Here is a 26,122-nt window from a genome sequence, read left to right as displayed (position 1 = left end):
TCATGGCGGCAACGGTACCGACGGGCCCGGACCCGACGGCGATCCCCGCCGGCACAGGGCGGGGCGGGACCGCAGCATGGTCCGGCGAGCGATCCGGTCGAACCGGAACCCGGGCGCTCGACACACATCCGGGTAACCCGCCGACCAGCGGGGATTACGCACGGTAGCGTCATCCGCAGGGGCCTGACCGCGAGGGGGGATCGCAGATGTTGGAGCACCTGCACCGGATGGGCCTGCGGGCCGAGCACATGTACATGGCGGGCGCGGCCAGTATCGGGCTGTCGTTCCTGAGCTGGTGCCTGTCGAAGCAGATGGAGTCCGCCGGTATCGACCGGGCCGACCGCTGGGGGATCTTCATCGGCGAGTGGGCGCCGACCTTCATCGCACTCGGCAACGGGCTGCGCACCTACGAGAAGTAGCCGACGCCGGAGCGGACGGTAGCCGGTCGCCGGTGGCCCGAGTGGCGCCGCGTCGGCGACCCGGACGGGTCAGCGGCGGCGGTTGCGACTGCGGGCGGCACGCAGCCGGCGGAGCCGGGCGACCAGTACCGGCTCGGCCTCGATCGCGGCCGGATTGTCGAGCAGCCCGTTGAGGAGCTGGTAATAGCGGGTCGCGGAGAGGTCGAACGCGTCCCGGATCGCCTGCTCCTTGGCGCCGGCATGTTTCCACCAGCGCCGTTCGAAGGCCAGGATCTCCCGCTCCCGTTCGGAGAGCGCCGGGTCGGCCGGTCGCGCCGGGGCGGGGATATCCGGTACGTCGTCGATCTCGGGTACGTCGTCCGACTCCGCTCCGGGGGCGGAACGCGGCTGCGGAACGTGTGCCGCCCCGGCCCGTCCGGCGGGACCGCCCACCTCGTCGCCGGCAGCCGGAATGGCTCTTCCGTCGGCCGGGACGGACCTCCCGCCGGCCGGGATGGATTCGTCGTCGGCCGGAGCAGAGGGGTTCCTCATCGGCGCTCCTCCGGGGGTCAGACACGGCACGACCTGCGAACAGTTCACCAGCCTACCGACGCCCGGCCAAGACCGCACCGACCGCCGGGGGCGGCGCCCCCCGGCCGCCGCCCCCGACCCCCGTCAGCCCGACGGGGCGACCGGGACCGTCAGGTGATGTCCCGCCGCCGCATCGACCAGATCGCCCCGCCGAGCACCACCACCAACGAGACGGCGAACAGGACCGACGAACTCTGCCAGGTGATGTCCCTGGTCAGCGGCTCGCACTCCCCGGTGTACGACGCCTGGCAGGCGGCCCAGTCCTGCAACGTCACCTTCTTGTTCATCCAGGCCAGCAGGTACGTCGGCAGCAGCCAGCTCTCGATGAACCTGACCTGCGCCATCGCGAGTACGACGCCCAGACCGAACTGTCCGACCACCATCACCCCGAGCACCCCGCCCAGCGCCAGTGCGGTGTGCCGGCCGAGCGAGGCCAGGCCGAAGCCGAGCGCACCGGCCAGCAGTACCAGGGCGAGCCCGCGCAGTCCGGTCAGCCCGAACGACTGCCAGGCCCCGGCGGTCATCCCCGCGGTGCTGCCCCGGAGGCTGCCGGTCGCCCAGAACGCCGCCGTCCAGAGCACGCCGGCCAGCACCGTCACGCCGAACAGCGCGGAGAGCAGCGCGCCCAGCTTGGTGAGCAGTACCCGGATCCGCTGCGGTCGCCAGAGCAGCAGGTTCATCATGCCGCCGGTACTCCACTCGGCACCGACGAACGACGCACCGCCGACGAACGCGACGAGCGCGAGTACGGCGGTCACGGTGATCAGCGTTTCGGCGAACTCCTCACGGAACTCGAAGGTGGCCGGCAGGTGCCATTCGGCCTGGAACGCGTCCCGGGGCGGCGGCGTGATGCTCGAACAGTCCTCGGGGAAGCGGTCCCGTGGGGCGTCGCCGGCCACCTTCGCCCGCTCGCACTCCGCCCGGAACTGCTGCGTCATCGCGACGTTCTGCTGGTAGTCCCGCTCCGCGACGCGTTCCGCCTCGGCGACCTGGGCCGGCCCGATCTTCTGGTTGGTGAGGAACATGCCGACCGCGACGGCGACCAGCACGAGCAGCCCGGCCAGGGTCAGGTAGCGGACGAACCGCCGCTTGCCGAGCCGGCGCAGTTCAGTGGTGTAGAGGTTCACACCCCCCACCCCCCGTTCGACGTCGTCGGGTCGCCGGAGGAGCCGTCGACCACCACGGACTGGTCCACCTGGCGGTGCTGACCGGGTACCGGGGCGGTGGCGGTCAGTTCGAGGAAGACGCTCTCCAGGTCGACGGTGAGAGTGGCCAGTTCGCTGACGTAGAGGTTGGCGGCGGCCAGGGTACGGGTGACGGTGGCCGGCTTGTCCACGTCGTACACCAGCAGGTGGTCGTCGTGCGGGGTGACCCGCGCGCCGGCCCGGGTGAGCAGGTCGGCGGCGTGCGGCAGGTCGGTGACCGCCTCCAGGCGTACCCGCAGCCCGTTGCCGGAGTGCTCGGCCAGTACCTCGGCGACCGGCCCGGCGGCGACCCGGCGGCCCAGCGAGATGATGGTGACCGAGTCGCAGATGAGCTGCACCTCGCCGAGGATGTGGCTGGAGACCACCACCGTCATGCCGGAGGCGGCGAGGTCGCGCATCAGGCTGCGCATCTCCCGGATGCCGCCCGGGTCGAGACCGTTGGCCGGCTCGTCCAGGATCAGCAGCTTCGGGTTCTTCAGCAGGGCGGAGGCGACGGCGAGCCGCTGCTTCATGCCCAGCGAGTAGGTCTTGACCCGGTCCTTGGCGCGCTCCCGCAGCCCGACCAGCTCCAAGACCTCCATCACCCGGGTCTGCGGCACACCACCGGCGCCGGCCAGCAGCGAGAGGGTGTCCCGGGCGGAGAAGTGCGGGAAGAACTGCGGGGACTCCACGATCGCGCCGACCTGGCCGGCGACCGAGGGCAGCGCCGCCGGCACCTCCTGGCCGAGGATCGCCATCCGGCCGCCGTTCGGCCGGATCAGCCCGAGCAGCGTACGCAGCGTGGTCGTCTTGCCCGAGCCGTTGGGTCCGAGGAACCCGTGCACCTGTCCGGCCTCGACCCGCATGTCGAACCCGTCCAACGCCTGTCTGGTCCCCCGGCGTCTACTCCGGTAGGTCTTGCGCAGACCCTCGATCTCCAGTACGGCAGCCATCTCGGCCTCTCTGGTCACGTCCGGCATCGCTTACGTCCGGTAACGACCGACACCGTACCATCGCTTTGCACGCTACCACGCTATACACGCTACTTCGGTTGCGAAGCCCTCTGCCCAACACAGCGCGAAGCCCTCTGCGTTGGGCAGGGGGCTTCGCTGTGGTGCTGGTCGTCGCTGGTTCGTCGGTAGCCTCGTCAGCCGCGCCGGAGCGACCGAGGGCCGGCGGGCCGCCCGCTCCCGGGCGTCGGCCGAGCGCCCCATCGGGTACGCGGCCACGGCTTCGCCACGGACAGGATGGTGGCGCCCCAGAGCGCGACGGTGAACCCGGCCAGGCATGCCGTCAGGGCGATGCCGGTGGCACCCGGCTCGGCGGTCGGATCGACCGTACGCAGCGCCAACTCGTCGGCGAGCGCACTCTCCACGGTCCCGGCGAGCAGCGGGATGCTCACCGAGATGGCGAACTTGACCAGCACCCACCAGTGCCGGACCAGTCCCCACTTCGTACCGAGCGAGAGCACCAGGCCGGTGATGATGGCGAGGAACATCGACGGGATCGCCGCCGCCAGGTCGACGACGTGCAACACCTCGTACGCGCCGCGCCGGAGCGCGTGCGACTCGGCGGCGCTGCCGACAATCGCCAGTACGGTCATGGTGAGCGCCACCCCGAGCCAGCCGACGCTGAAGCCGACGTGCAGGATCAGCCAGATCTTCCGGATCCGGGGCGACATTCGGGGAAACCTCGGCCGACTCAGCGCCAGGATGGTCAGCGACAGCGGGATACCGAGCAGCGCGACCGTGGCCGGGATGCTGAAGACGAACTGCGCCAGCGCCATGACCAGGTGCAGCACGATGCTGATCCGGCGACCGCGCTCCGGCCCGCGCAGCGCGGCGACCACCGACAGCAGCACCGCCACCGGGTAGCCGACCAGTGCCGCTGTGCGGAGTACGGCGGCGTCGGAGCCATCGAGCAGCATCCCGACGGCCAGCGCGGCGAAACCGACGAAGACCCAGTGCAGTGCCGTGACGAGGGCGGGCCGGGACCGACGGGGGGCCGGCCCGGCGAGTTCGGGTCGGAGATCGATAGACATGCCCCGACGCTAGGTTCGGCCGATCCGGGCGCCATCGGCCGAGCTGACTCGACCCGCCGCCCGATGGTCGCCCGGTGTCGGCGCCCGGCACTACTTTCGGATGAGTCCAACGGCCGAGGCGACACGTCGCCGACCTGCATAGACTTCTCCGGCATGGGTCCCCGCCAGCGCCTCGCCGTGGACCTGCCGCTCGTCGCGGTCTGCGTGCTGGCCGGCGTGTGGGACGGGTTCCAGTCCGGACTGTTCGAGGGCTCCCCGCTCGTCGGTCGTCGCGCCCCGCTGGCCGTCAACGCCGTCCTCGGGGTGCTCACCGGGCTCGCCGTACTGGTCCGGCGCGATCGGCCACTGCTGCTGTACGGCTCCGCGCTGCTCTGCTGGGCCGTCGTCGGGGCGTACCCCGGGACGATCCTGGCGCAGTACGCCGTCGGCGCCCATCTGCGCTCGGCCCGGCTGCGGATCGCGCTCACCGCCGTCATGGTGACCGCGGTGGCCTGGCCGATCTGGCGGTCCAACGGCGGCGACGCGGGCGCACCGCTCAGCATCGCGCTCTGCATCCTGCCGGTACTGGTCGGGCTCTATCTGTCGTCCCGCCGGGAGGTGCTGGCGAACCTGGAGGAGCGCGCCCGGCGTAACGAGCGCGAGGAGCGGCTCCGGATCGACCAGGCCCGGGCCGAGGAGCGGGCGCAGATCGCCCGGGACATGCACGACGTGGTCACGCACCGGGTCGCGCTGATGGTGCTGCACGCCACCGCGCTGGAGTCGACGCGGGGGCGGGACGCGGTGGCCATCGCCGGCCGGATCCAGGGCATCGGCCGGGAGGCGCTGGCCGAGCTGCGTACCCTGGTCGGCGTGCTACGGGACGGTGCCGACGCGCCGCTTCGGCCACAGCCCGGCCTCGACGACCTGGCCGAGCTGGTGGCCGCGTCCCGGGCGCTCGGGCACACCGTCGAACTCTCCGTGCAGGCCGGACTCTCCGCCCCGGCCCTGGTGCAACACGCGGTCTACCGGGTGGTGCAAGAGACGCTGACCAACGTGCACAAGCACGCTTATGACGCCCGTACCACCGTGGCGGTCGGCTCGGACGGCGACGGACTCTGGTTGGTGGTCCGGGACGACGGCGGCACCAGCGCACCGGCCGTGGCGCCGGGCGGCGGGCACGGGCTGCTCGGCATCGCCGAGCGCGTCCGGCTGGTCGGTGGCACCCTGGGCACCCGTCGACTGGCCGACGGCGGGTTCGAGGTCTCGGCCCGGCTCCCGCTGGCGGACCCGGACCTGGAGGCTCGGTCATGATCCGGCTGCTGGTCGTGGACGACGAGTGGATGGTCCGGGCGATGCTCCGGACCATCATGGACCCTTACCACGACATCGAGGTGGTCGGCGAGGCCGGCGACGGGGACGAGGCGGTGCGCCAGGCGCGCGACCTGCGCCCCGACGTGGTGCTGATGGACATCCGGATGCCCCGTGCCGACGGGCTCGACGCGACCGCCGCGCTGGCCAGGTTCGTGGTGCCGCCGAAGGTGGTCGTGCTGACCACCTTCGACCTCGACGAGTACGTGGCGACGGCGCTCCGGCACGGCGCGGTCGGCTTCCTGCTCAAGGACGCCACCGCCGACCAGATGGCTGCGGCGGTACGCAGCGCCGCCGCCGGTGATGCCATGCTGTCGCCGCAGGTCACCCGCAGGCTGTTGCACCGGTTCGCCGAGCCGGCCGACCCGCACCGGCACGATGCCCTCCGCCGGCTCGACGTGCTGACCGACAAGGAGCGGGAGGTGCTGGTCGCGCTCGGCGAGGGACTGACCAACAGTGACATCGGCCGGCGACTCTATCTCAGCGAGGCCACCGTGAAGAGCCATGTCAGCCGGCTGCTCGCCAAGCTCCAGCTCAGCAACCGGGTGCAGGCGGCGATCCTGGCGCACCGCGCCGGTCTGGTCCGCTGAGCCGGGTCGGCCGGTTCGGTCCGTCGGATGCTCAGAAGGTGCTGATGCTCAGAAGGGGCTGATGCTCAGAAGGTGCTGATGCTCAGAAGGGGCTGATGCTCAGAAGGTGCTGATGTCGAACCGGGTGGCCCGGGCGCTCACCGGCCCCCGGCCGGTCTCGTTGCCGTCGATGTCGAGCCCCCGGTAGGTGCCCTGGCTGGTCAGCGTGTCGCCGCGTACCTCGGCGTGGTGCAGGGCCCGGACCTCGCCGTTGTAGCGCAGCGGCATCCCCTTCAGGTCCTCCGGCAGCACCTGCCAGAGGGTGAACGTGGCGGTACGCCGCCCGGTCGGCTCCCAGCGCCCGGTGGCGATGTGCATCCCCTGGGCGAAGGAGAGGAAGAAGCCGTCCGGCAGGAAGGTGAAGAGTGCCACCTCCTCCTCGTGCGGCAACGTGACGACACCACGCCAGGTACCCACGACCGGGCTGTCCGGCCTCCGGCGGTCCGGTGGGGACGCCTGGGCAGCCCCGCCCGGACCCACCGCCACCCCGCTCGCGGTCACCGCCGCACCGATCGCCACCGCGCCGGCACCGGCGGCCCGCCGCAGGAACCGCCTCCGCTCGTCGTCGTGTCCGGTCATCGGAAACACCTCGCCATCACTGATTCGGACTGGACGGAGACGACCGTACGGCGATGCCCGGTTCGTCCACATCGCCCGTTGGTGGCCCGAGACGCCGCTCCGCCCCGCCCTTCGAACGAATCGTTCGGCTGAATCGTTCTGCCGAGTCGTCGGCCGAGTCGCTCGGGCTAGCGGGTTTCCGCTCTCCAGAGTTCCCAGGCCAGCCAGGCCGAGCCGATCCCGACGAGCACGCCGTGCGTGATCCGCACCGCTGCGGGCGTGAAGAACTGCGGCAGGAACAGGGCGAACCCGAGTGCGAACGGGATCCCGCTGTAGCGGGCCAGCGTCCCCGACCGCCAGACCGCCAGCGCGGCCAGAATCGCGCCGACGCCCAGCGCCAGCAGTCCGATCCCGAAGGTGCTGACCGCGGCCGGACCGAAGCGTACGGCCTCGACGACGGCGAGCAGGTCGAACGGCTGGCCCTCGGCGGCCTCGCGGGCGAGGGCGTTCAGGCCGAAGTCTTCGGCGCCGTAGTACGGCAGGACCAGCCCGGCGCCGATCCACCCGGTCAGCAGCGCGGCGACCGCCGGCCGTTGCCCCGGGGTGCCGTCGACCGCTCGACGCAGCGCGAGAAGCCCGAGAGGAAGCAGGACGAAGCCGATCATGGCGAACAGGTGCGAGGTCACCCACGCGGTGGAACCCATCGCCGCGACCGCTCCGGCCGGGGTGGACTCGTCGCCCCAGGGCCGGACGGCCGGATAGAGGACGAACAGGGCACCGACGGCGGCGAGCAGGACAGCACCGGGTCGGGTCCGGGTGACGGCGGACGGCGGGGGCGGAATGACCTGCGGATGCTTCATAGCCATATAGCTAATGTGATTAGCTTTAGCCTGTCAAGCGGCCCGCAAGATTGACTACGGAGCGACGTCGGGCAGGTGGAGCGTCGGACGGCCGCGAGCGGTCCCGCCGTCGGTGGAGGATCAGGCGGTGACGACGTTGACGCCGGCGTCCCGGAACGCCTGCACCGTCGCCGGGTCGGCGCCGGAGTCGGTGACCAGCGTCTCGACGCGTTCGATCGGGCAGATCCGGGCGAAGGCGTGCCCGCCCAGTTTGGACGAGTCGGCAATGATCACGACTCGCTTGGCCCGCGCCACCATCAGGTTGTTCATCGACGCCTCGCCCTCGTGGTGCGCCGCCGCACCGAGCTGTACGTCGATGGCGTCCACCCCGAGCAGCGCCACGTCCAGGGTGACCTCGCGGAGCAGCGCGCCGCCGAGCGGGCCGACCAGTTCGAACGACTGCGGCCGGACCACCCCGCCGGCCACCACGATCTTCATCCGGGACCGGACCAGCAGCTCGTTGGCGATGTTCAGCGCGTTGGTCACCACTGTCAACTGGGCGCCGTCGGCACTGCTGTTCAGGTCGGGCCGGACGGCCAGCCCTCGGGCGACCTCGGTGGTCGTGGTACCGCCGTTGAGCCCGACCACCATCCCCGGGGCGACCAGGGCCGCGGCGGCGGCACCGATCCGCTGCTTCTCGGCCGAGTGCTTGGCCGTCTTGTAACGCAGCGGCAGGTCGTACGAGACGCCGTTGGCGACCGCCCCACCCCGGGTACGCGTGATCATCTGTTGTTGGGCGAGCTGGTCGAAGTCACGCCGGATGGTCGCCTGCGACACGTCCAGCCGGTCGGCCGCGTCCTCGACACTGACCCGACCGGTGTCGGTCAGCAGTTCGAGTAGCGCGTTCCATCTCGCGTAGCGATCCACCCCGGGCCTCCAGCTTCGTTGCGGAGATTCCGTGCACAATAGTGCGCGAAACGCGCAGCCGCAAAACTCTGTTCTGCGCAAAGCTGCGCGCGGTTGCCAGGGCGGCGGTCTTTCGCGCAGAATGACGCGCGAAAGACCGTTAAACCGAGCCGTATTGCGCAGGCCGGTCCGCCGTCACATGGCGCCGCCTGCCGGTGCGGATTTCTCGCCCGCGAGGAGCTGCGATGGGCCACGTCGACGCGGAGATCAGCAGTCAACCCGAGTGCTGGCGACAGGCCGCCGCACTCGCCGCCGACTCCACCGGCGCACTGCCCCGGCCGGGCGAACGGGTCGCGGTCGTCGGCTGCGGCACCTCCTGGTTCATGGCCATGGCGTACGCCGGGCTGCGCGAGCGCGCCGGGCACGGCGAGACCGACGCCTTCCAGGCCTCCGAGTTCCCGCTCGACCGCCGCTACGACCGGGTGGTGGCGATCACCCGCTCCGGCACCACCACGGAGGTGCTGGACGTACTCGCCGCGCTGCGCGGGCGCCGGCCGAGCACCGTGATCGTCGGCGACGCCGGTTCACCGGCCGTGGACCTCGCCGAGAAGTCCGTCGCGCTGCCGTTCGCCGACGAGCGGTCGGTGGTGCAGACCCGGTTCGCCACCAGCACCCTGGCCCTGCTCCGCGCCCACCTCGGCACCGAGATCTCCGCACTGGCCGCCGACGCCGAGGTGGCGGTACGCGCCCCGCTGCCGTTCGACCCCGCCCGGGTCGAGCAGATCACCTTCCTCGGCAAGGGCTGGACGGTCGGCATCGCCCACGAGGCGGCGCTCAAGTGCCGCGAGGCGGCCACCGCCTGGGCCGAGGCGTACCCGGCGATGGACTACCGGCACGGACCGATCTCGATCGCCGCGCCCGGCCGGGTGGTCTGGGCGTTCGGCGACATCCCGGACGGGCTGGCCGAGGACATCGCGGCGACCGGGGCGGCGTTCGTACACAGCCGGACCAACGGCGTACACGCGGTGATCGGCGGTTGGGCCGCCGGCCGGCCGCCGCTGGACCCGATGGCCGACCTGATCCTGGCGCAGCGCTTCGCGGTCGCCCTGGCCAAGGGGCGCGGGCTCGACCCGGACGCGCCCCGGCACCTGACCCGGTCCGTGGTGCTGGCGTGACCGACAGCGCCACGCCGGGCGCGGGCACCGCCAACGGTGACCGGACCGGCGACGTGGTGATCGCGCTCGACGTCGGTGGTACCGGAATGAAGTGCGCGCTGGTCAGGCCGGACGGCCGCACTCTGCACACCGAACGGCACCACACCCGGGCCGAACGGGGGCCGGAGGCCGTGGCGGCGAGCATCCTGGACGTCGCCGAAGGGCTCGCCGGCAAGGCCCGGGCCAACGGGCTGATTCCGGTCGCCGTCGGGCTGGCGGTGCCGGGCGTGGTGGACGAGACCACCGGCCGGGCGGTCTGGTCGGCCAACCTGGGCTTCCGGGACGTACCCCTGCGGGAGATGGTCGGCACGCGGCTCGGACTGCCGGCGGCGCTCGGCCACGACGTGCGGGTCGGCGGCATCGCCGAAGCCCGGCTCGGCGCCGGACAGGGCACCCGGCACGTGCTCTTCCTCGCCATCGGCACCGGAATCGCCGCCGCGCACGTGGTCGACGGGTCGGCCTTCGCGGGCGCGCACGGCGCCGCCGGCGAGCTGGGCCACGTCGTCGTACGCCCCGACGGACCGCCCTGCGGCTGCGGCCGGCTCGGCTGCCTGGAGGCGGTCGCCTCCGCCGCCTCCGTCGGCCGGCGCTACACCGCGCTGACCGGCATCCCGGCGACCGCCGCCGAGGTGGTCGCCCGGGCGGTGGGCGGCGAGCAGAACGCGACCCAGGTGTGGCGGGAGACGATCGACGCCCTGGCCGACGGCCTGACCATCGCCCAGGCGCTCTACGACACCGAGGTCGTCGTGCTCGGCGGTGGCCTGGCCGAGGCCGGCGCCGACCTGCTCGACCCGCTCGGCACCGCACTCCGGCAGCGTCTGACCTTCCAGACCGAGCCCCGGCTGCTGCGCGCGGCCCTCGGCGACGAGGCCGGCTGCCTCGGCGCCGCCCTGCTCGCCCTCGACGCCCTGAACACGACGTGACCGGGCACGGCGGAGCCCCCGGCCGGCACGGTCCGGGGTCTGATGGCGGTAACGAGCGCGGCGATGGCGAATGCGGCGGGGGAACGACCTTCCCGGGCCTGCCGAGGTGATCGGCCGGCCCGGTGCGACACGTCACGGCGACGACGAACGCGGCGAGGAGACGAGATGACCGTCCGGGTCAGTGGCAAGGTGGTGACCCCGACCGGAGTGATCCGGCAGGGGTGCGTGGAACTGGACGGCGAGCGGATATCGGCGGTCGCCGAGTATCCGTCGATCCGGGACGGGCACTGGATCGTCCCCGGCTACGTGGACATACACACCCACGGCGGCGGCGGGCACACCTTCACCACCGGTGACGCCGACTCCGCCCGGGCCGCCGCCGCCTTCCACCTCACGCACGGCACCACCAGCCTGCTGGCCAGCCTGGTCAGCTCGCCGTACGAGCTAATGCGAGAGGCCACCGAGGCGTACGCGCCGCTGGTCAAGGAGGGCGTGCTGGCCGGCGTGCACTACGAGGGGCCGTACCTCTCGGCGGTGCGGTGCGGTGCACAGAACCCGAAGTTCCTCCGCGCCCCGTCGCTGGACGAACTGACCGAACTACTCGCCGTCGGCGACGGTGCGGTCCGGATGGTCACCCTCGCCCCCGAGCTGCCCGGCGCGCTGGCCGCGATCGAGTTGCTGGTCTCCCGACGGGTCGTCGCGGCGATCGGGCACACCGACGCCAGCTACGAGCAGACCGGTGCCGGGGTGATCGCCGGCGCGACCGTGGCCACCCACCTGTTCAACGGCATGCCCAGCCCGCACCACCGGGAGCCGGGACCGGTGTTCGCCCTGCTCGGCTCGCCGAACGTGGTCTGCGAACTGGTCGCCGACGGCGTACACCTGCACCAGGGCACCCTGGCGTTCGCCGCCGGGGTGGCCGGACCGGACCGGGCCGCGCTGATCACCGACGCGATGGCCGCCGCCGGGATGCCGGACGGCGAGTACGAGTTGGGCGGCCAGCCGGTGGTGGTGGCCGACGGCACCGTACGGCTCGCCACCTCGGACTCCTCGCCGGGGGCGATCGCCGGCAGCGTGCTGACCATGGACGCGGCGCTGCGCGCGGCGGTGGCCGCCGGGGTACCGATCGTGGACGCCTGCCGGATGGCCGCCACCACTCCGGCCCGGGCGATCGGGCTCGGCCAGGTCGGCGCCCTGCTGCCCGGCTGGCGGGCCGACCTGCTGGTACTCGACGACGACCTGAACGTCGTCCGGGTGATGCGCGCCGGGGAGTGGATCGAGTAGTAGCGCGGACCCGAGAATCAACTCCTCGCCGAACGCGCCCGAACGCGCCTAGCCGCCGGTCCAGTGGTCCGCCGATCCAGCCGGCGGCAGCGCGGCCGGTGGCGCCGGAGTGGGTGGCAGCGCGGCCGTCGGTGGCGGGGCGGGTGCCAGCGCGGCCAGCGATGCCGGGGCGGGTGGCGCCGCCGGCATCACGGCGGGCGTGGGCGTACCGAGCATCGACGCGTCGGCGCGGCGCATCCGGCGGTGCAGCAGTACCGCGCCGGTGAAGACCATCGGCGCGACGGCCGCCCGCAACGGGATGGACGGTACGCCCAGCAACAGCCCGCTGGTGGCGCCGAAGCCGATCGCGCTGGCCCGGTGCCGCCAGACCGCCCGGAACTGCCCCCGGAACGTCGACGTGCCGTGATGGTGCAGCGGGATCGCCAGCATCAGCAGCCCGACGAGGAAGCCGTTGAAGACGGCCACCGTACCGATCGCCACGAACACGTTGAGTCCGGGAACCAGCAGCAGCGGCACGAGCAGCAGCCAGCCGAGGTGGACCGCCAGGGTGATCAGGACCGCCTGCCGGACGGCGACGCCGGACGCCCGCCACAACGAGGGTGTCGGGGTGGGACCGGCCGTTGGATCGACCGGACCGAGCCGGCGTTCCAGTCGCCGGGCGAGCATGACGTAGCACGGTGCGCCGAGCACGATGCTCAGCGGCAGTACGAGATAGCCGAGGGCGAAGTGCACGGCTATCCGTACGCCCCAGTGCAGGATCTCGCCCAGGGTGCTGTGGATCCACTGTGGCCAGCTCTCGGCGAAGGACGTGAGCCAGCCGATCACGACGGCGGCACCGGCCTCGACGGTGTGCGCGAGCCCGAGCAGCACCAACGCCAGCAGCACGAGCGGGGCCAGGGCGTAGAACCAGAGCACCGGACTGCGGAGGAACCGCCCAACGCCCCGGAAGAAGTAGCCGATCCCGGCGAAGAGGTTGACGATCGGCCGGCTCCCCCGGGTGGCGGCCGTACGGGCCGTCTGCGCCGCGCCAGCGGCCACCGCACCAGCAGTCTGCGCGGCACCGGCGGCAACAGTCCCGGCCGTCTGCGCCGCGCCGGCAGCCACCGCCCCGGCGGTCTGCGCCGCACCGGCGGCGACGGCGGCGGCGGTCTGGGCCGCACCGCCGGCCATCGCCCGGCCGGCCTGGCGAATCGCCTCGACGTTCGGGACCTGCCGTGGAATCCACTGCCCGCGCGGAGCGGGCGGGATCGGGTCCACCGGCGCCAGCGCCGCCGCCTCGGGCGGGACGACCGGGAACGGGTCGAGGCCCGGGGCGGCGGCCTCGGCAGGTCGGGTCGGGACAGGTGGTTCCGGCTCAGGCGTACGCATCAGCCTCGACGACCTTCCGTCTCTCGAAGAAGCCGTAGCGGTCGGGGCGAGCGCGGACGATGGCGGCAGTTGCCGGACTTCCGGACCCCGGCCATCGAGCAGTGTAGTTCCCGATCCGGCTGATCGACGTCCCGTTCCGGAGATACGGAAATGCCGGCAGAAGAAAACCGTGCCATGGGGCGGGAGTACGGCGATCGGTGGTGGTGCGCGGCGGGCAGCGGCTCAGACGAGCCGGCGGATGTCGCCGTACGCCCGGTAGAAGCCGCCCCGCCCCGACTCGCGTACCTCGCTGACCAGGTAGCGGGCCCGGGGCTCGCGGATGCCCTTGGGGAACTGCACCAGCCAGTCCCGCCGGTATCCGTCGGAGAGCACGTGGATCCGCAGCCGACCGCCCTCCTCGACGCACTCCACCAGCACGCCGTCGCCGGCCACGTGGGTGATCTCGACCGTGGTGGACGGCAGCACCGCCGGCATCCGGGGTGGCGCCTTCACGTCCACCACCTCCGGCACACTGCCCTGCTGTGCCGCGTGGATCGCCGGCTCGCTGGCGTCGATGCAGGCCAGTGCGCCGGTGGTGGTGACGATGTAGAGCCGCTGCTCGTGGTACTGCATCGAGTAGGCCGAACCGCACCCGGTGCCGAGCTTCCACAGCCGGTTGCCGGCCGCGTCGAAGCAGTAGACCGAGGAGGAACTGTCCCCGGCGAAGACGTACTCGCCGCCCGGGGCGGTGGCACAGGAGTAGATCGGGGCGTCGCACTGGTAGATCCGCTCCGACTGCCCCTGCTTGCTGAGCCGGGCCACCTGGCTCGCCGACGTACCGGCGTAGACCGCGCCCGGCTCCTGCCAGCCGAACAGCACCGGACTGGTCCGCTGGTGCCAACGCTGCTGCCCGGTACGCCAGTCGTAGCTGGTCACACCCTTCGAGGCGCCGTGGTAGATGGCGTCGACGTCGCACCGCACCATCCAGCCGGACGAGCCGTGGCCCTGCCGTCGCCAGATGAACTCGTCCTCGTGGTCGATCGCGGCGATCCCGCCGCCGGAGTCGGAGACGCCGAGCACGCCGTCGTAGATGTCGAGCCAGTAGATGTCGATGTCCGGCGCGATCCGGTAGGCCAGCCGGGGCACCTTGCCGGAGATGTCGTAGACGTTGCCGTCGTCGCAGCCGGCGTAGCGCCAGTCGTCGTCCGCGACGATGCACTTGACCCCGTCGGGCAGCCGGTACTGCTGGACCACCTCGGCGTCGTGGTTGAGCGTGGTGATCACGCCGTGCTCGTTGCCGACCATGCAGCCCTGCCGGTCGACGAAGATGCCGAACGCCGGGGCGCCCGAGTCGTAGCGCCAGAGCACCGGTGCCCGGCGGGCGGTGGAGCGGGTGCTGACGATCTGCCGACGCGAGACCGACCGCTTCTGTCGCTGCCCGGGTACGGCCGGGGCGTAGCCCTTGCGCACCTTCTCCCCGACCTTCTTGGCCGCCTCCTTCCGAGCCCGGTCGGGATTGGCGAAGCTGGTCCGCTTGACCTGTCCCTGGTCACCGATCCGGCCGTAGCGGACGGTCAGCTCCGAGCCGTCGACGGTCACCTCGTAGAACTTGTGCGAGCCACCGTCTGCTTCGGACAGTTCGAGGTAGGTCGTCTCCTGCGACATAACGGTCTACGCCTCCGGGGGTGAGGGTGACAGCCACCGGCAGAACACCAGCGGCGGCGACGAAGCAGACGGTAACCAACGGGACCGACAGAATCTGGTCGTCGCGCGAATGTCCCCTTCGGAGCGTGGTCGCCCCCACGCGGCGATGACCCGCCGTGGCTTCGGCGCCGCCGCAGAAGAGCCGGCGCGGCCCGGTGGGAGGGTCGGGCGACCCGCACCCTCCCACCGGGACGGAGCGCTAGTTCTTCGGTACCACCGTGACGATCCGGCGGCGCCGGGTGAACACGTAGAGCAGGACGCCGAGGGCGATCGCCGCGACCCCTACCCCACCGGCGATGCCGGCCTTCACACCGGTGACCGGCAGACCGCCGCCACCGCCGCCGCCACCGCTCGTGTCGATGGAGAGCGGCACCACGTCGTTACCCGGCACGTTGTCCTTCGACGGGCCGAAGCTGGTGACCTTGATCGTGCCGTTGTCGCCCGGCTCGGAGATGATCCGTACCTTGATCGCACCCTGCACCGTGCCCTGGCCGGACGCCTTCGACGGCCACTCGCTCTCGATGCCGCAGCCCACCTCGGGCAACTCGTCGGTCCGGTGGCCGTTCTCGTCGAGGAAGTAGCACCACTCGTCGCCGCCGCGCACCAGCACCGTGCCGGTCGGCGCGACGATGCGCCAACCGGCCGCACCGTCCGACGGACCGTTGTTGACCAGGGTGTACGGCACCGTCACGGTGTCGCCGACCGCGCCGCTGACCGGCTCGGCGGTCACCGCGAAGTCGTTGGTGTTCGCCTTGGTCCAAATCTTGTAGAAGACGGCGTTGTCGTTGGTGTCGACCTCCCGGGCGACGCCCTTCGCGCCCTTCTTGGCGCTGCCCAGGCTCTTCACCGCGTCGGCGAACGACTTGCCCGTCCCCTTGCGCGTGGCGACCCGCGCCGCGTTCTCGCCCAGGTCGTCGAGCAGCCCGACCTCGAAGAAGCCGTCGGTCTCGGTCGGACCCGCGAGGTTCTTACCGAAGTACGCGTTGAAGATCGACTCGCCGCTCTCCGGGTCGAAGAGCAGGAAACCCTCGTCGGGCGCGAGCGTCAGCGGAGCCGTGCACACCACCTCGGACGGCCCGTACGCGTAGCCGTCCGGGTGTTCCCCCGGCCAGTAGTCGATGTACGTGCAGTCCTCGTACTGGTCGATCCAGCGGCCACCGGTCGGGAGCTGGATGCGCACGAAGAAGCCCTCGGCGGGGGTGTCACCGTCGTTGTAGAGGGCACCCCGGAACCCGACCTCGTCCCCAGGACCGACGCGGCTGTCCGCGGTGTTGAGGTTCTCCGCCTGGGCGACCAGGTCGGGGCCGGTCGGCACGATCGTGACGTCGAGGTCGCCGCCACCGCTGTGCGTGCTGCCGTCCGGTGCCACGCCCCGGATCGTCGCCTTCACGGTGCCCGCCGGACCCGGCTCCGACCGTGGCTTGCTGGCCAGCGTGAACGGGTAGACCATCTCGGTCTGCCCAGGCGCGAGGTCGGGGTACTCACACGTCACCACCGCACCCGCGAGCTTGCACTCCTCGGCGTACTCCCACGCCTTGATGGTGACGTCGCGCAACCCGCTGGCGTCGAAGGCCACGGTCACGTCGGTCGCCGGAGCGTCGCCGTAGTTGTACAGGTAGGTGGGAACTGTGGTCTCGGTGTTGTCGATCCGCGCCTCGATGGCGTACGAGACGGAGAGGGCGGGGCTTGCCTCAGCAGCCGCCGCCGGGGGTGTGACGGCGTTGACCGACAAACCGGCGAGCAGGGCGGCAGCCGCAGCGGGAGCCCATCGGGTTCGGGTTCGGGACATGAGGCGGGAAGCTACCCGACCAGGTGCCCGGCGCGTCGCCCCAATTTCGCCCGGAACGGTCGACAACCACCGTCTGCTGCCCGATCGGTCGGCGAACGTCGGCCGAGGGTGCCGGGTAGACCCGTCCGGAAGGCCGACCGATGTGCGGGAATCAGCACCCGTTCGATCGCCACACATCAGGGTCCGTCGTGGACGTCTCGGCGGCACTCCGGCGCGCGCTCCGGACTGGCGGCCGGCGCTCCTCGCCCGACGGCAGGCGGCCCAGGCGCGGACGTCGGGCACGGACGGCGGCGGATCCGCCTCGGCGACGCGCCGGTTACGTCCTCGATAGGATCGTGGCCCGCGTACCCGGTCGGAGGCGAATCACGATGAGCAACCCTGAACCGCCGGCCGGGCAGCCGCCGGCCTCCCCGCCGGGCCCACTGCCGCCGGGATACGCTCCGCCGTCCGGTCCACCTGCCGGTCCGCCACCTGCGTCCGGGGCACCTGTCGGGCCGCCACCGGTGCCGGGACAGTTCCCGGCGCCACCCGGCTACCCACCGGCTCCGCCGGTTCCGCCGCAGCCCGGCCCCGGCGCCGGACCGTACCCGCCGCAACCCGGGTACCCGGCCGCCGAGCCGCAACCGGGCTACGGCACCCCGCCGGTACCACCACAGGGATACGGACAGCCAGCGCAGGGGTACGGACAGCCACAGCCCGGCTACACCCAGCCGCCCGGCCCGGCACCCGGTTACGGCCAGCCGGGATATCCGTACCAGGGTGGGCAGCCGGTGCCGCCGCCGAAGTCGGGCTCGAAGACCGGGTTGGTCATCGGGATCGTGGCCGGTGGCGTCGCGCTGCTCCTGCTGCTGGTCTGCGGGGTCGGCGGTTACCTCTGGTACCGGCAGAGCAACGACGACGGCGGCGACCTCTCCGGGGTGGTCAACTATCGGCAAACCAACCCGGGCGCCCTGGCCACCACCCACGTCGACGCCCCGGTCAGCTACCCGATGACCCCGCCGGCCGGCGGCCCGCACTTCCAGCGCTGGCAGAACTGCAACGGCGACGTCTACACCGCGCCGATCGAGGACGGCAACGCCGTGCACAGTCTGGAGCACGGCGCCGTGTGGATCACCCACCGACCGGGTCTGCCGGCGTCCGAGATGGGCAAGCTCATCACCCGGGTACGCGGGCTGTCGCACATGATGCTGAGCCCGTACCCGGGGCAGTCGGCGCCGATCTCGCTCCAGGCGTGGGGCTACCAGCTCACCGTGGACGACGCTGACGACGAGGCGATCGGCGCCTTCATCGAGGCGTACCGGGTGCGGGCGGCGATCGAGCCGGGCGCACCCTGCGGCGGCGGGATCACCACGACGAGGTAGCGGCGGGTCAGCGGCGCCGGACGGCGTAGCCGAGCGCGCCGACGGCGAGTACGGCGACGCCGGCCAGCACGCTGGCCAGCGGCAGGGTGACCGCGAGCAGCAGGCAGCCGGCCAACCCGAGCCCGGCCAGGGCCCGGACCGGCAGCCGGCGGTCCGGGTCGGGCCCGAGGGTCAGCGCGGCGGCGTTGGTGATCGCGTAGTAGACCAGCACGGTGCAACTGGAGAAGCCGATCGCCGTTCGGATGTCGCCGGCCAGCACCACCAGGATCACCACCCCGGCGACGGCAAGCTCGGCCCGGTGCGGCACCCGGTACGTCGGATGCACGGCGGCCAGCCCACCGGGCAGGTCCCGGCGGCGGGCCATCGCCAGGGTGGTCCGGCCGACCCCGGCGACCAGCGCCAGCAGCACCCCGAGCACCGCCACGGTCGCACCGGCCCGGACCAGCCAGGTCAGCCCGGTCAGCCCGGTGGCGTCCACCACCTCGGCGAGCGGCGCGGCCGAGCCCGCCAGCCGGGCCGGCCCGAGCACCGCGAGCGTGACCACGGCCAGCCCCAGGTAGATCACCAGGACCAGCCCGAGTGCGGCCGGTACCGCCCGGGGGATCGTGCGGTCGGGCTCGCGTACCTCCTCGCCGAGCGTGGCGATCCGGGCATATCCTGCGAACGCGAAGAAGAGCAGCCCGGCGGCGGTGAGTAAGCCGACACCCTGCGCACCACCGAGCCCACCGAAGACATCGCCGCCCGGTTCACCGACGGTGTCGCCGAGCCGGGCCGGTCGGAACTCGCCGCCGAGCAGCCCGACCAGCGCCACCAGGAGCAGCACGCCGAGGGTCACCGCCACCAGCCACCGGGTCACCCGGGCGGTCTTGTGCACACCGCGCAGGTTCACCCCGGTCACGGCCACGACGGCGGCCACCGCGACCGGCCGGGGATACCCGGGCCACAGGTACGCCCCGATGGTCAGCGCCATCGCCGCGCAGCTCGCGGTCTTGCCGACCACGAAGCCCCAGCCGGCGAGGAAGCCGGCGAACGGACCGAGCCGTTCCCGGCCGTAGACGTAGGTGCCGCCGGACTCCGGATAACGGGCGGCGAGCCGGGCCGAACTGGTGGCGTTGCAGAAGGCGACCAGGCCGGCCAGGGCCAGCGCGCCGAGCAGGGCCGGTCCGCTGCCGGCGGCGGCCGTCGCCGGGGCGAAGACCACGAACACCCCGGCGCCGAGCATCGACCCGAGGCCGATCACCACCGCATCGGGTACGCCCAGTCGTCGTTCCAGCCGCTCCACGCCGTCGAACCTAGAGGTCGTCGGTGAACACTCCGCGTCGGTGCACCCCGCCGGGCAGGGCCGGCAGCGGTACGTCGTCCCACGGCACCCGGCTGAGCAACCGGCCCAGCACCAGCCCGATCAGCAGCCCGGCGATCGAGTCGGTGATCCAGTGCCAGCCCAGGTAGGTGGTGGTGCAGAAGACGATCGCCGGTGGCGCGACCCGGATCACGAGGTACAGGCCGGGTGGGGCGTCCAGCCGGTTGAGCGTACGCAGCAGCGCGGCGAGCAGGATCGCGATGGCCGCGTACCAGACGATGGCGTTCGCCACGTGCCCGGACGGGTACGCCGTGCCGCCCTCGGGGTCGCTGAACAGCCGCTCCGGATGCGCCAGCTCGAAGTTGTGCGGATAGCCCCGGTCCAGCCACAGCTTCAGCGGGCCGACGGTGAACGAGGTGAGTACGAACGCGCCGATCGGCACCAGCAGCGGCCGGACCGACCTGGTGCGCCAGCCGACCAGCACGGCCAGCCCGAACGCGATGGGCATCAGGAACCAGCCGCCCTGGCCCAGCGAGTTGAACACCCGGGCCACCCAGTACGCCGGTCCCGGCCGGTGCGCGTCGACCCAGTCCCGGACCGCCAGGTCCAGCCCGAGCAACTGGCCGGCGGCGAGCGCGGCGGTCAACGCCACCACCGCCGCGACGAGTACCCCGTCGAGCCACCAGCCGGCCGGACGGACGGGGCGCAGTCGCAGCGGTCGGCGTACCGTCGTGGTTTCCCGCATTCCGACCACGCTACCGGGCGGGGCGCACCGAGCCCGCGCAGCACGGCGGACGGCCGGTTCCCGGCGCGCGGCGGTCCCGGCGCGACGGGCAGCGCTGGCCGCCGACGAGACGACGGTCGGCGTCCAGCGGCGCGACGGGCGGCGATGTGTGCCCGCACACGTGATGCGGCGCCGGGCGGCCCGGACCGGCATGCTTGTTGCCGTGCGGATCACCTCGGCCCTCGTCGACCCGGCGCTGCTCGACCTTCCCTGGTCGACCCCGCTGGAGGAGTGGCCCGCCGACCAGCTCGTGGCACTGCCGCAGGGAATCTCCCGGCATATCGTGCGATTCGTCCGCCTCGCCGGCACCGTGTACGCGGTCAAGGAGACCGGTGAACGGGTGGCCGAGCGGGAGTACGACCTGCTCCGGTCGCTGGAGCGGATCGACTTCCCGTCCGTGCAGGCGGTCGCGATCGTCGCCGACCGGCAGGACGACCGGGGCGAGCCGCTCGACCCGGTGCTGATCACCCGGCACCTCCAGTTCTCCCTCCCCTACCGGGCGCTCTTCTCGCACACGCTGCGCCCGGAGACGCTGAACCGGCTGCTCGACGCGCTCGCCGCACTGATCGTCCGGATGCACCTCACCGGCTTCTTCTGGGGCGACTGCTCGCTGTCCAACACGCTGTTCCGGCGGGACGCGGGCGCCTTCGCCGCCTACCTGGTCGACGCCGAGACCGGCGCGCTGCGTTCGCAGCTCTCCAACGGGCAGCGGGACGAGGACCTGGAGATCGCCCGGGTCAACATCTTCGGCGAGGCGCTGGACCTGGAGGCCGCCGGGCTGCTGCACCCCTCGATCGACCCGGAGGTGGTCTGCGAGGAGGTGGTACTGCGCTACCAGCGGCTGTGGCACGAGATCACCTACGAGCAGCAGATCGAGCGGGAGGCCCGGCACGACATCGAGGGCCGGATCCGCCGGCTCAACGAACTCGGCTTCGACGTCGCCGAGGTGGCGATGTCGGTGGTGGACAACGGGCGCTACCTGGTCCGGCCCAAGGTGGTCGACGCCGGCTACCACACCCGACGGCTGCTCCGGCTGACCGGGCTGGACGCCGAGGAGAACCAGGCCCGCCGGCTGCTCAACGACCTCGACACGTACCGGGCGGAGAGCGACCTCACCGACGAACAGCAGGCCGCGCACCGCTGGCTGACCGAGGTCTTCGAGCCGGTCGTCCGGGCGGTACCGGCACACCTGCGCGGGAAACTCGAACCGGCCGAACTGTTCGTGCAGGTCATCGAGCACCGTTGGCGGCTGTCAGAGCGGGCCGGCCGGGACGTCGGGCTGGCCCCGGCCGTGCAGTCGTTCCTGGCCGACGAGCTGGTGCACCGCCCGGACGAGCAGGCCGTACTCGGCGTCGAGGTCGGCTGACCCGTTACCCCGTCACGGGGGGCGGGCTCACTGTGGGGGCTCGGGGCGCCGGATCGGTGGTGGATTCGGCTGGCTCCGCCGGGGCGTACGGGTCGGCTGGCTCCGGGTACCGGCCGCCCGGCCCGGCTGGCCGGACTGCTCACCGCTGCGGGTCGCCGACCGGCCGGACTGCCGGGGCACGGTACGCCGGCTGGGCCGGCTCGGGTCCGAGGACCGCCCCGCCGGATCACCCGGTCGTCCCGCCGGATCAGCCGGACGACCAGCCGACCCGGCCGAGGACTCCGGCGGCGGCGGTGGCTGCGGCGTACTCGCCTCCCGGAGCAGCCGGTTCAGCCCGGCCCGCCGGACCACCACGGTCAACACGTCGCCGGGCCGGAGCCGGTGCCCCGCCGGTGGCGCCCACTCGGAGCGCCGCTGGCCGGCCCCGGTCAGCGCGAGCACCCGGACCCACTCGGCCTGACCGACCACCCCGAGTTCCCGACCGGCCAGTGCCGAGCCGGCGGCGATCGGCACCTCGGCGACCAGCAGCGCGTGCCGGGCGACCGGGATCGTGGCGATCACCGCCCGGTTCAGCAGTGCCGCCGAGAAGGACGGCGCGGCCAGGTACGAGACGCTGCGGGAGAGGCCGATCCGGAAGGTCCGCTGGATCCGTTGCGCGAAGTCGCCGTCGAAGAGCCGCAGCACCACCCGCAGGTCGCTGCGGAGCGCCCTGCCGTTCAGCGCCGCCTGGAGGTTGGTCACGTCGTCGGTGGAGACCACCACCAGGGCCTGGCTGGTGCCGACCGAGGCGGCGTCCAGGGTCTCCTCGCGGGCGGCGTCGCCGATGATCAGCGGAATGTTCAGTCGGCGGGCCACCGCAGCGCCCCGGGCCTCCGGGTCCTTGTCGATGGCGACCACCTCGATGCCGAGGTCGTTGAGCTGCCACATCACCCGGGTACCGACGTTGCCCAGCCCGACCACCACGACGTGCCCGCTGCGCTCGCTGGGCAGCAGGCCGGCGTCCAGCGCCAGTCGGGCCTTGACGATGCCGTCCACCACGGCGGCGGTGATCAGCGGGATCAGCGCCAGCCCGGCCAGGTTCAGCACCACCTGGAGAACCTGGGCCGGCGCTTCCTTGGTGATGTCCGGATCGGCCCCGACGATCGTGGTCACCATGGTCAGGTAGATCGCGTCGCCGATGCCGGTGTGCTCGGCCTGCGAGAGCAGGAAACCGAGCACCACCACCACGACCAGCACCGCGATGGTGGCCATCCCGATCTTGCGGGTGGCGAACGACCGTACCGCCCGGAGCAGGGCCGAGGTCCGGCGGCGCCGCCAGCGCTGCCGGCGCAGCAGTCGACGCCGGGTGGCCTGCTCCGGACCGACCTGCCCGACCTGGCCGTCCGCCTCGGCGAGTACCAGGTCGGCGGTGGTCGGGTCGGCGGGCAGCACCACCGGGTGGTGCGGGTCCCGGGTGTCGGCCAGGCCGCAGACCACCTGCTCCGGCCGGACCTCCGCCCGGGGCGCGACGAAGAGGGTACGACCGCCGTGCCGGAAGTACGACGGTGCGACCTCGCCGAGCGCCGCCGCCACGAACGCGGGCGCCGCCATCGAGGCGTCGGAGAGTACGGCGCTGTTCGGGAAGAGTTGGCGGATCCCCTGGCCGAGGCTCATGTTGAACATCCGCAGCACCACCCGGAGGTCCGGCTCGACCTCCTGGGCGCAGAGCGCGGCGTGGATGTTGCCGACGTCGTCCTGGTGCAGCAGGGCCAGCCCGGTCGCCCCGGCCAGCCCCGCCGTGCGGAACGTCTCCTCGTCCAGCCGGTCCGACCGGATCACCCGGACACCGCGGATGGTCCGGATGTCCGGCCCGTCCGGCCGGCGCCGGTGCGGCACCACCACCGTGACCCGTACCGCGCCGCCGCCCTGCGGATCGTTGCCCAGCAGCTCCTCGACCAGGTGGACGGCGAGCGCGTCCTGGCCGCACACCACGTAGTGCGGGCGCTGGTCGCCGTTGGTCCGCAGGCCGTCGCGCAACCGGGTCTCGAACGCGCGCCGGGCTCGCGTCCGCCAGAGATCCGCCATGCCCGGATGGTAGTCACTGTGATCAGTACGCGTTGGCCGCCCGGAAACGGGCCGGGACAGTACAATCACGCAGCGTGTCGACGCATGCAAACCCTGGTCACGGGTAGTGCACCCGGATGCAGACGTTCCTGCCCTATCCGGACTTCGGGGAGACCGCCCGGAGCCTGGATCCGCTGCGCCTGGGCAAGCAGCGGGTCGAGGCGATCCAGGTGCTGCGCGGGCTGGTCCGCCCCGGGTACGGCTGGCGGCACCATCCGGCGGTGAAGATGTGGGCCGGCTACGAGGAGGCGCTGGTCCGGTACGGGCTGGACATCTGCGCCGAGTGGGTCTCCACCGGCCGGGCCGACACCTGTGCCGCGACCCTGGTCACCGATCTCGGCACCGGCTGCGGCCTGACCGAGGTACGCCGACAGCCCGAACTCGCCGCCGCCGGTGACCTGCCACCGTGGATCGGCCGGGAGGACCTGCACCTGAGCCACCGCTCCTCGCTGCTCCGCAAGGACCCCGTCCACTATCGACCGATCTTCGGCGACCTGCCCGAGGTGCCGTACGTCTGGCCCGCCTCCGACCGTCCCCCGGGCTGCCGCCCGCCGGTCCCGCCGTCCGGCCAGCCCTGATGCGCCGGCCGCCGGAGCGGGTACGCCGCGACACCAGCGCACTGGTGGTCGGCGGTGGCGTCGCCGGCATCTCGGCAGCGGTCGTCCTCGCCGAACGCGGCGTACGGGTCACCGTGCTGGAGGGCCGGTCCCGGCTCGGCGGCCGGCTCGACACCCGCGCCGAAACGCTGGCCGACGGCACCGCCCAGCCGGTCGACCACGGCTTCCACGCCTTCTTCCGGCAGTACCACAATCTCCGGGCGATCCTGCGCCGGATCGACCCGGCGCTCGACCTGCTCCGGCCGGTACCCGGTTATCCGGTGTTGCACGCCGACTGGCCGGCCGAGGACTTCGGCAGGCTGCCGGCGAGACCGCCGTGGAACCTGCTCGCCCTGCTGGCCCGCAGCCCCAGCCTGCGGCTACGGGATCTGCGCCGGATGGACGGGCGGGCGGCGCTGCCGCTGCTCGCCTACCACCCGCGACGCACGTACGCCGACCTCGACCACACCACCGCCGAGGAGCTGCTGGACGCGCTGCGGCTGCCGGACCGGGCCCGGGCGATGCTCTTCGAGGTCTTCTCGCACTCGTTCTTCAACCACGAGGCCGAACTCTCCGCCGCCGAACTGGTCGCCAACTTCCACTTCTACTTCCTCGGCAATCCGGAGGGGCTCGCCTTCGACGCGCCGGACCGGGACTACGAGTCGGCGATCTGGCAACCGCTCGCCGAGTACCTGCGCCGGCACGGAGCCCGGATCCAGCTCGACGAGCCGGTGACCTCGGTGGTGCCCGACGACGGCGGCGGCTGGCGGCTGGAGACCGGCAGTGGGGCGCGGTACCGGGCCCGGGACGTCGTACTGGCCGTGGATCCGCCGGCCCTGGTCGCACTGCTGGCCGGCTCGCCGGAGTTGACCGCCCGGGCACCCGTACTCGCCGGGCAGGTGGCCCGGCTCGGCACCGGCCCGCCGTACGCGGTGGCCCGGTACTGGCTGGCCGGGGACGTGGCGACGGACCGGGCGGTGTTCAGCGGAGTGTCCCGGCAACCCACCCTGGACTCGGTGACCCTCTACCACCGGTTGGAGTCGGAGGCACGACAGTGGGCCGCCCGGACCGGCGGATCGGTGCTGGAGTTGCACGCGTACGCCTGCCCTGACGGCGTACCCGCCGCAGAGCTGGCCCGGCGGATGCTGGCCGAACTTGCCGGGCTCTGGCCGGAGGTGGCCGACCTGCCGGTACGCGACCTGCGCTGCCGGGTCGAGCGGCAGGCCCCGGCGTTCCGACCCGGCGACTCCGCCGACCGTCCCGGGGTACGCACCGACGCGGACCGGCTCTACCTGGCCGGCGACGGAATCCGGACCGAGCTGCCCAGCGCGTTGCTGGAGCGGGCCGCGTTGACCGGGATGCTGGCCGCGAACCACATCCTGCGCCGGGCCGGCGCCGCCACCACACCGATCCGGACCATCCCCCACCACGGCCTGCTGGCCCGCCGGCACCGCCGATCCTGACACCCGCCGCCGTCCCCCGCCCGGCTGTGACCCCGGACCGATCGGCACCCCGGCCCGTCCAACTGGTCGCTCCGCGCCCAACTCGTCACGGATCAGGGCTGCCAGCGGCCTCGCCGTGCGTGCTGCTGCCGGGGCGGGGTGGGCTGCGGTCAGCGTTGTCCGCCGACGGCCGCCCAGCCGACGGCGGCCAGGCAGATCAGCAACACGATGCCACCACGGCTGGTAGCGATCCGGGTCACCGTCCAGGCGGTCTTCCGGAGCCCCGGCAGGGTGGCCCTGGTCTTCCGGTAGTCCACCCAGGCCCGCCGCGCCACCGCGTACGCGGTGCCCGCGAACAGGCCGAACGCCACTCCGACGAGCAGGATGGCGACACCGGGGCGGTCCATCCGCCCACT

The 26,122-nt window shown here is 72.6% G+C and carries 24 protein-coding genes; 10 read left to right on the top strand and 14 right to left on the bottom strand.

The genetic code is table 11. The features are described 5' to 3' along the window. Positions 1–206: 206 nt before the first annotated feature. Positions 207–419, top strand: coding sequence for a hypothetical protein (locus tag Pen02_RS01410; protein WP_107257510.1), 213 nt, complete (start codon positions 207–209; stop codon positions 417–419). A gap of 69 nt (positions 420–488) precedes the next feature. Here the strand turns inward: Pen02_RS01410 and Pen02_RS01405 are convergent, their stop codons facing one another. The 4 genes from Pen02_RS01405 to Pen02_RS01390 form a co-directional block, all read right to left on the bottom strand. Continuing rightward, on the bottom strand, positions 489–950 hold the full coding sequence (locus Pen02_RS01405; protein WP_203864026.1) for a DUF3263 domain-containing protein: 462 nt from the start codon (positions 948–950) through the stop codon (positions 489–491). A gap of 149 nt (positions 951–1,099) precedes the next feature. After that, on the bottom strand, positions 1,100–2,116 hold the full coding sequence (locus Pen02_RS01400) for an ABC transporter permease subunit (RefSeq protein ID WP_203864025.1): 1,017 nt from the start codon (positions 2,114–2,116) through the stop codon (positions 1,100–1,102). After that, positions 2,113–3,126: an ATP-binding cassette domain-containing protein gene (locus Pen02_RS01395; RefSeq protein WP_203864311.1), complete on the bottom strand. Its 1,014-nt coding sequence runs from the start codon at positions 3,124–3,126 to the stop codon at positions 2,113–2,115. Before Pen02_RS01395 ends, Pen02_RS01400 begins: the two co-directional genes overlap by 4 nt. A gap of 194 nt (positions 3,127–3,320) precedes the next feature. After that, on the bottom strand, positions 3,321–4,214 hold the full coding sequence (locus Pen02_RS01390; RefSeq protein WP_203864024.1) for a hypothetical protein: 894 nt from the start codon (positions 4,212–4,214) through the stop codon (positions 3,321–3,323). A gap of 153 nt (positions 4,215–4,367) precedes the next feature. On the opposite strand from Pen02_RS01390, the gene Pen02_RS01385 reads away from it, so the two are divergent. Together Pen02_RS01385 and Pen02_RS01380 are read left to right on the top strand one after the other, a co-directional pair. Further along, on the top strand, positions 4,368–5,504 hold the full coding sequence (locus Pen02_RS01385; RefSeq protein WP_203864023.1) for a sensor histidine kinase: 1,137 nt from the start codon (positions 4,368–4,370) through the stop codon (positions 5,502–5,504). Next, a complete protein-coding gene (locus tag Pen02_RS01380; RefSeq protein ID WP_203864022.1) occupies positions 5,501–6,151 on the top strand; it encodes a response regulator in 651 nt (216 codons plus the stop codon). The genes Pen02_RS01385 and Pen02_RS01380 overlap by 4 nt, the downstream gene beginning before the upstream one ends. Positions 6,152–6,250: 99 nt before the next feature. Here the strand turns inward: Pen02_RS01380 and Pen02_RS01375 are convergent, their stop codons facing one another. The 3 genes from Pen02_RS01375 to Pen02_RS01365 form a co-directional block, all read right to left on the bottom strand. Next, a complete protein-coding gene (locus Pen02_RS01375; protein ID WP_203864021.1) occupies positions 6,251–6,769 on the bottom strand; it encodes a hypothetical protein in 519 nt (172 codons plus the stop codon). Positions 6,770–6,936: 167 nt separating this feature from the next. Next, positions 6,937–7,614, bottom strand: a complete 678-nt coding sequence (locus Pen02_RS01370; RefSeq protein WP_203864020.1) for a hypothetical protein — start codon at positions 7,612–7,614, stop codon at positions 6,937–6,939. A 114-nt stretch (positions 7,615–7,728) separates the two neighbouring features. Continuing rightward, the gene (locus Pen02_RS01365) at positions 7,729–8,514 is read right to left on the bottom strand and encodes a DeoR/GlpR family DNA-binding transcription regulator (protein WP_203864019.1); all 786 of its coding nucleotides are present in this window, start codon (positions 8,512–8,514) and stop codon (positions 7,729–7,731) included. Positions 8,515–8,738: 224 nt separating this feature from the next. Here Pen02_RS01365 and Pen02_RS01360 point away from each other — a divergent pair, with 224 nt between their 5' ends. The 3 genes from Pen02_RS01360 to nagA all read left to right on the top strand — a co-directional run bounded on the left by Pen02_RS01360 (position 8,739) and on the right by nagA (position 11,914). Further along, on the top strand, positions 8,739–9,668 hold the full coding sequence (locus Pen02_RS01360) for an SIS domain-containing protein (RefSeq protein WP_203864018.1): 930 nt from the start codon (positions 8,739–8,741) through the stop codon (positions 9,666–9,668). Further along, complete coding sequence (locus Pen02_RS01355) at positions 9,665–10,630, top strand: ROK family protein (protein WP_275413542.1); 966 nt, start codon at positions 9,665–9,667, stop codon at positions 10,628–10,630. Before Pen02_RS01360 ends, Pen02_RS01355 begins: the two co-directional genes overlap by 4 nt. 165 nt (positions 10,631–10,795) lie before the next feature. Beyond that, positions 10,796–11,914 (top strand): N-acetylglucosamine-6-phosphate deacetylase, encoded by a 1,119-nt coding sequence (gene nagA, locus Pen02_RS01350; protein WP_203864017.1) that lies wholly within the window; start codon positions 10,796–10,798, stop codon positions 11,912–11,914. A gap of 48 nt (positions 11,915–11,962) precedes the next feature. Here nagA and Pen02_RS01345 read toward each other — a convergent pair whose 3' ends face one another. The 3 genes from Pen02_RS01345 to Pen02_RS01335 form a co-directional block, all read right to left on the bottom strand. Then, positions 11,963–13,282 carry an EI24 domain-containing protein gene (locus Pen02_RS01345; protein WP_203864016.1) on the bottom strand — a complete coding sequence of 440 codons (1,320 nt, stop codon included), beginning with the start codon at positions 13,280–13,282 and terminating at the stop codon, positions 11,963–11,965. Between the two features lie 222 nt (positions 13,283–13,504). After that, positions 13,505–14,926, bottom strand: coding sequence for a WGR domain-containing protein (locus Pen02_RS01340; RefSeq protein ID WP_203864015.1), 1,422 nt, complete (start codon positions 14,924–14,926; stop codon positions 13,505–13,507). 238 nt (positions 14,927–15,164) lie between these two features. Continuing rightward, positions 15,165–16,754 (bottom strand): COG1361 family protein, encoded by a 1,590-nt coding sequence (locus Pen02_RS01335; RefSeq protein WP_203864014.1) that lies wholly within the window; start codon positions 16,752–16,754, stop codon positions 15,165–15,167. Positions 16,755–17,524: 770 nt separating this feature from the next. Between Pen02_RS01335 and Pen02_RS41480 the strand changes: the two genes are divergently transcribed. Next, on the top strand, positions 17,525–18,115 hold the full coding sequence (locus Pen02_RS41480; protein WP_239139867.1) for a thioredoxin-like domain-containing protein: 591 nt from the start codon (positions 17,525–17,527) through the stop codon (positions 18,113–18,115). Positions 18,116–18,122: 7 nt separating this feature from the next. Here Pen02_RS41480 and Pen02_RS01325 read toward each other — a convergent pair whose 3' ends face one another. Both Pen02_RS01325 and Pen02_RS01320 read right to left on the bottom strand, forming a co-directional pair. Then, positions 18,123–19,397: an APC family permease gene (locus Pen02_RS01325; protein WP_203864013.1), complete on the bottom strand. Its 1,275-nt coding sequence runs from the start codon at positions 19,395–19,397 to the stop codon at positions 18,123–18,125. 10 nt (positions 19,398–19,407) lie between these two features. Further along, positions 19,408–20,160 (bottom strand): phosphatase PAP2 family protein, encoded by a 753-nt coding sequence (locus tag Pen02_RS01320; RefSeq protein ID WP_203864012.1) that lies wholly within the window; start codon positions 20,158–20,160, stop codon positions 19,408–19,410. Positions 20,161–20,308: 148 nt separating this feature from the next. On the opposite strand from Pen02_RS01320, the gene Pen02_RS01315 reads away from it, so the two are divergent. Further along, positions 20,309–21,565, top strand: coding sequence for a DUF4032 domain-containing protein (locus Pen02_RS01315; protein ID WP_372445539.1), 1,257 nt, complete (start codon positions 20,309–20,311; stop codon positions 21,563–21,565). A 27-nt stretch (positions 21,566–21,592) separates the two neighbouring features. On the opposite strand, the gene Pen02_RS01310 is transcribed toward Pen02_RS01315, so the two are convergent. Next, positions 21,593–23,629: an NAD-binding protein gene (locus Pen02_RS01310; protein ID WP_203864011.1), complete on the bottom strand. Its 2,037-nt coding sequence runs from the start codon at positions 23,627–23,629 to the stop codon at positions 21,593–21,595. A gap of 116 nt (positions 23,630–23,745) precedes the next feature. Here Pen02_RS01310 and Pen02_RS01305 point away from each other — a divergent pair, with 116 nt between their 5' ends. Then, entirely contained in the window at positions 23,746–24,246 is a 501-nt protein-coding gene (locus tag Pen02_RS01305; protein ID WP_203864010.1) for an MSMEG_6728 family protein, read from the top strand. After that, on the top strand, positions 24,246–25,727 hold the full coding sequence (locus Pen02_RS01300) for a hydroxysqualene dehydroxylase (protein ID WP_203864009.1): 1,482 nt from the start codon (positions 24,246–24,248) through the stop codon (positions 25,725–25,727). The genes Pen02_RS01305 and Pen02_RS01300 overlap by 1 nt, the downstream gene beginning before the upstream one ends. 149 nt (positions 25,728–25,876) lie before the next feature. Here Pen02_RS01300 and Pen02_RS01295 read toward each other — a convergent pair whose 3' ends face one another. Next, positions 25,877–26,113 (bottom strand): hypothetical protein, encoded by a 237-nt coding sequence (locus tag Pen02_RS01295; protein ID WP_203864008.1) that lies wholly within the window; start codon positions 26,111–26,113, stop codon positions 25,877–25,879. Positions 26,114–26,122: the final 9 nt, after the last annotated feature.

Source organism: Plantactinospora endophytica (genome assembly GCF_016862915.1).
In the GTDB taxonomy this organism is placed as follows: domain Bacteria; phylum Actinomycetota; class Actinomycetes; order Mycobacteriales; family Micromonosporaceae; genus Plantactinospora; species Plantactinospora endophytica.
This window is presented reverse-complemented; position numbering and strand designations above follow the sequence as displayed.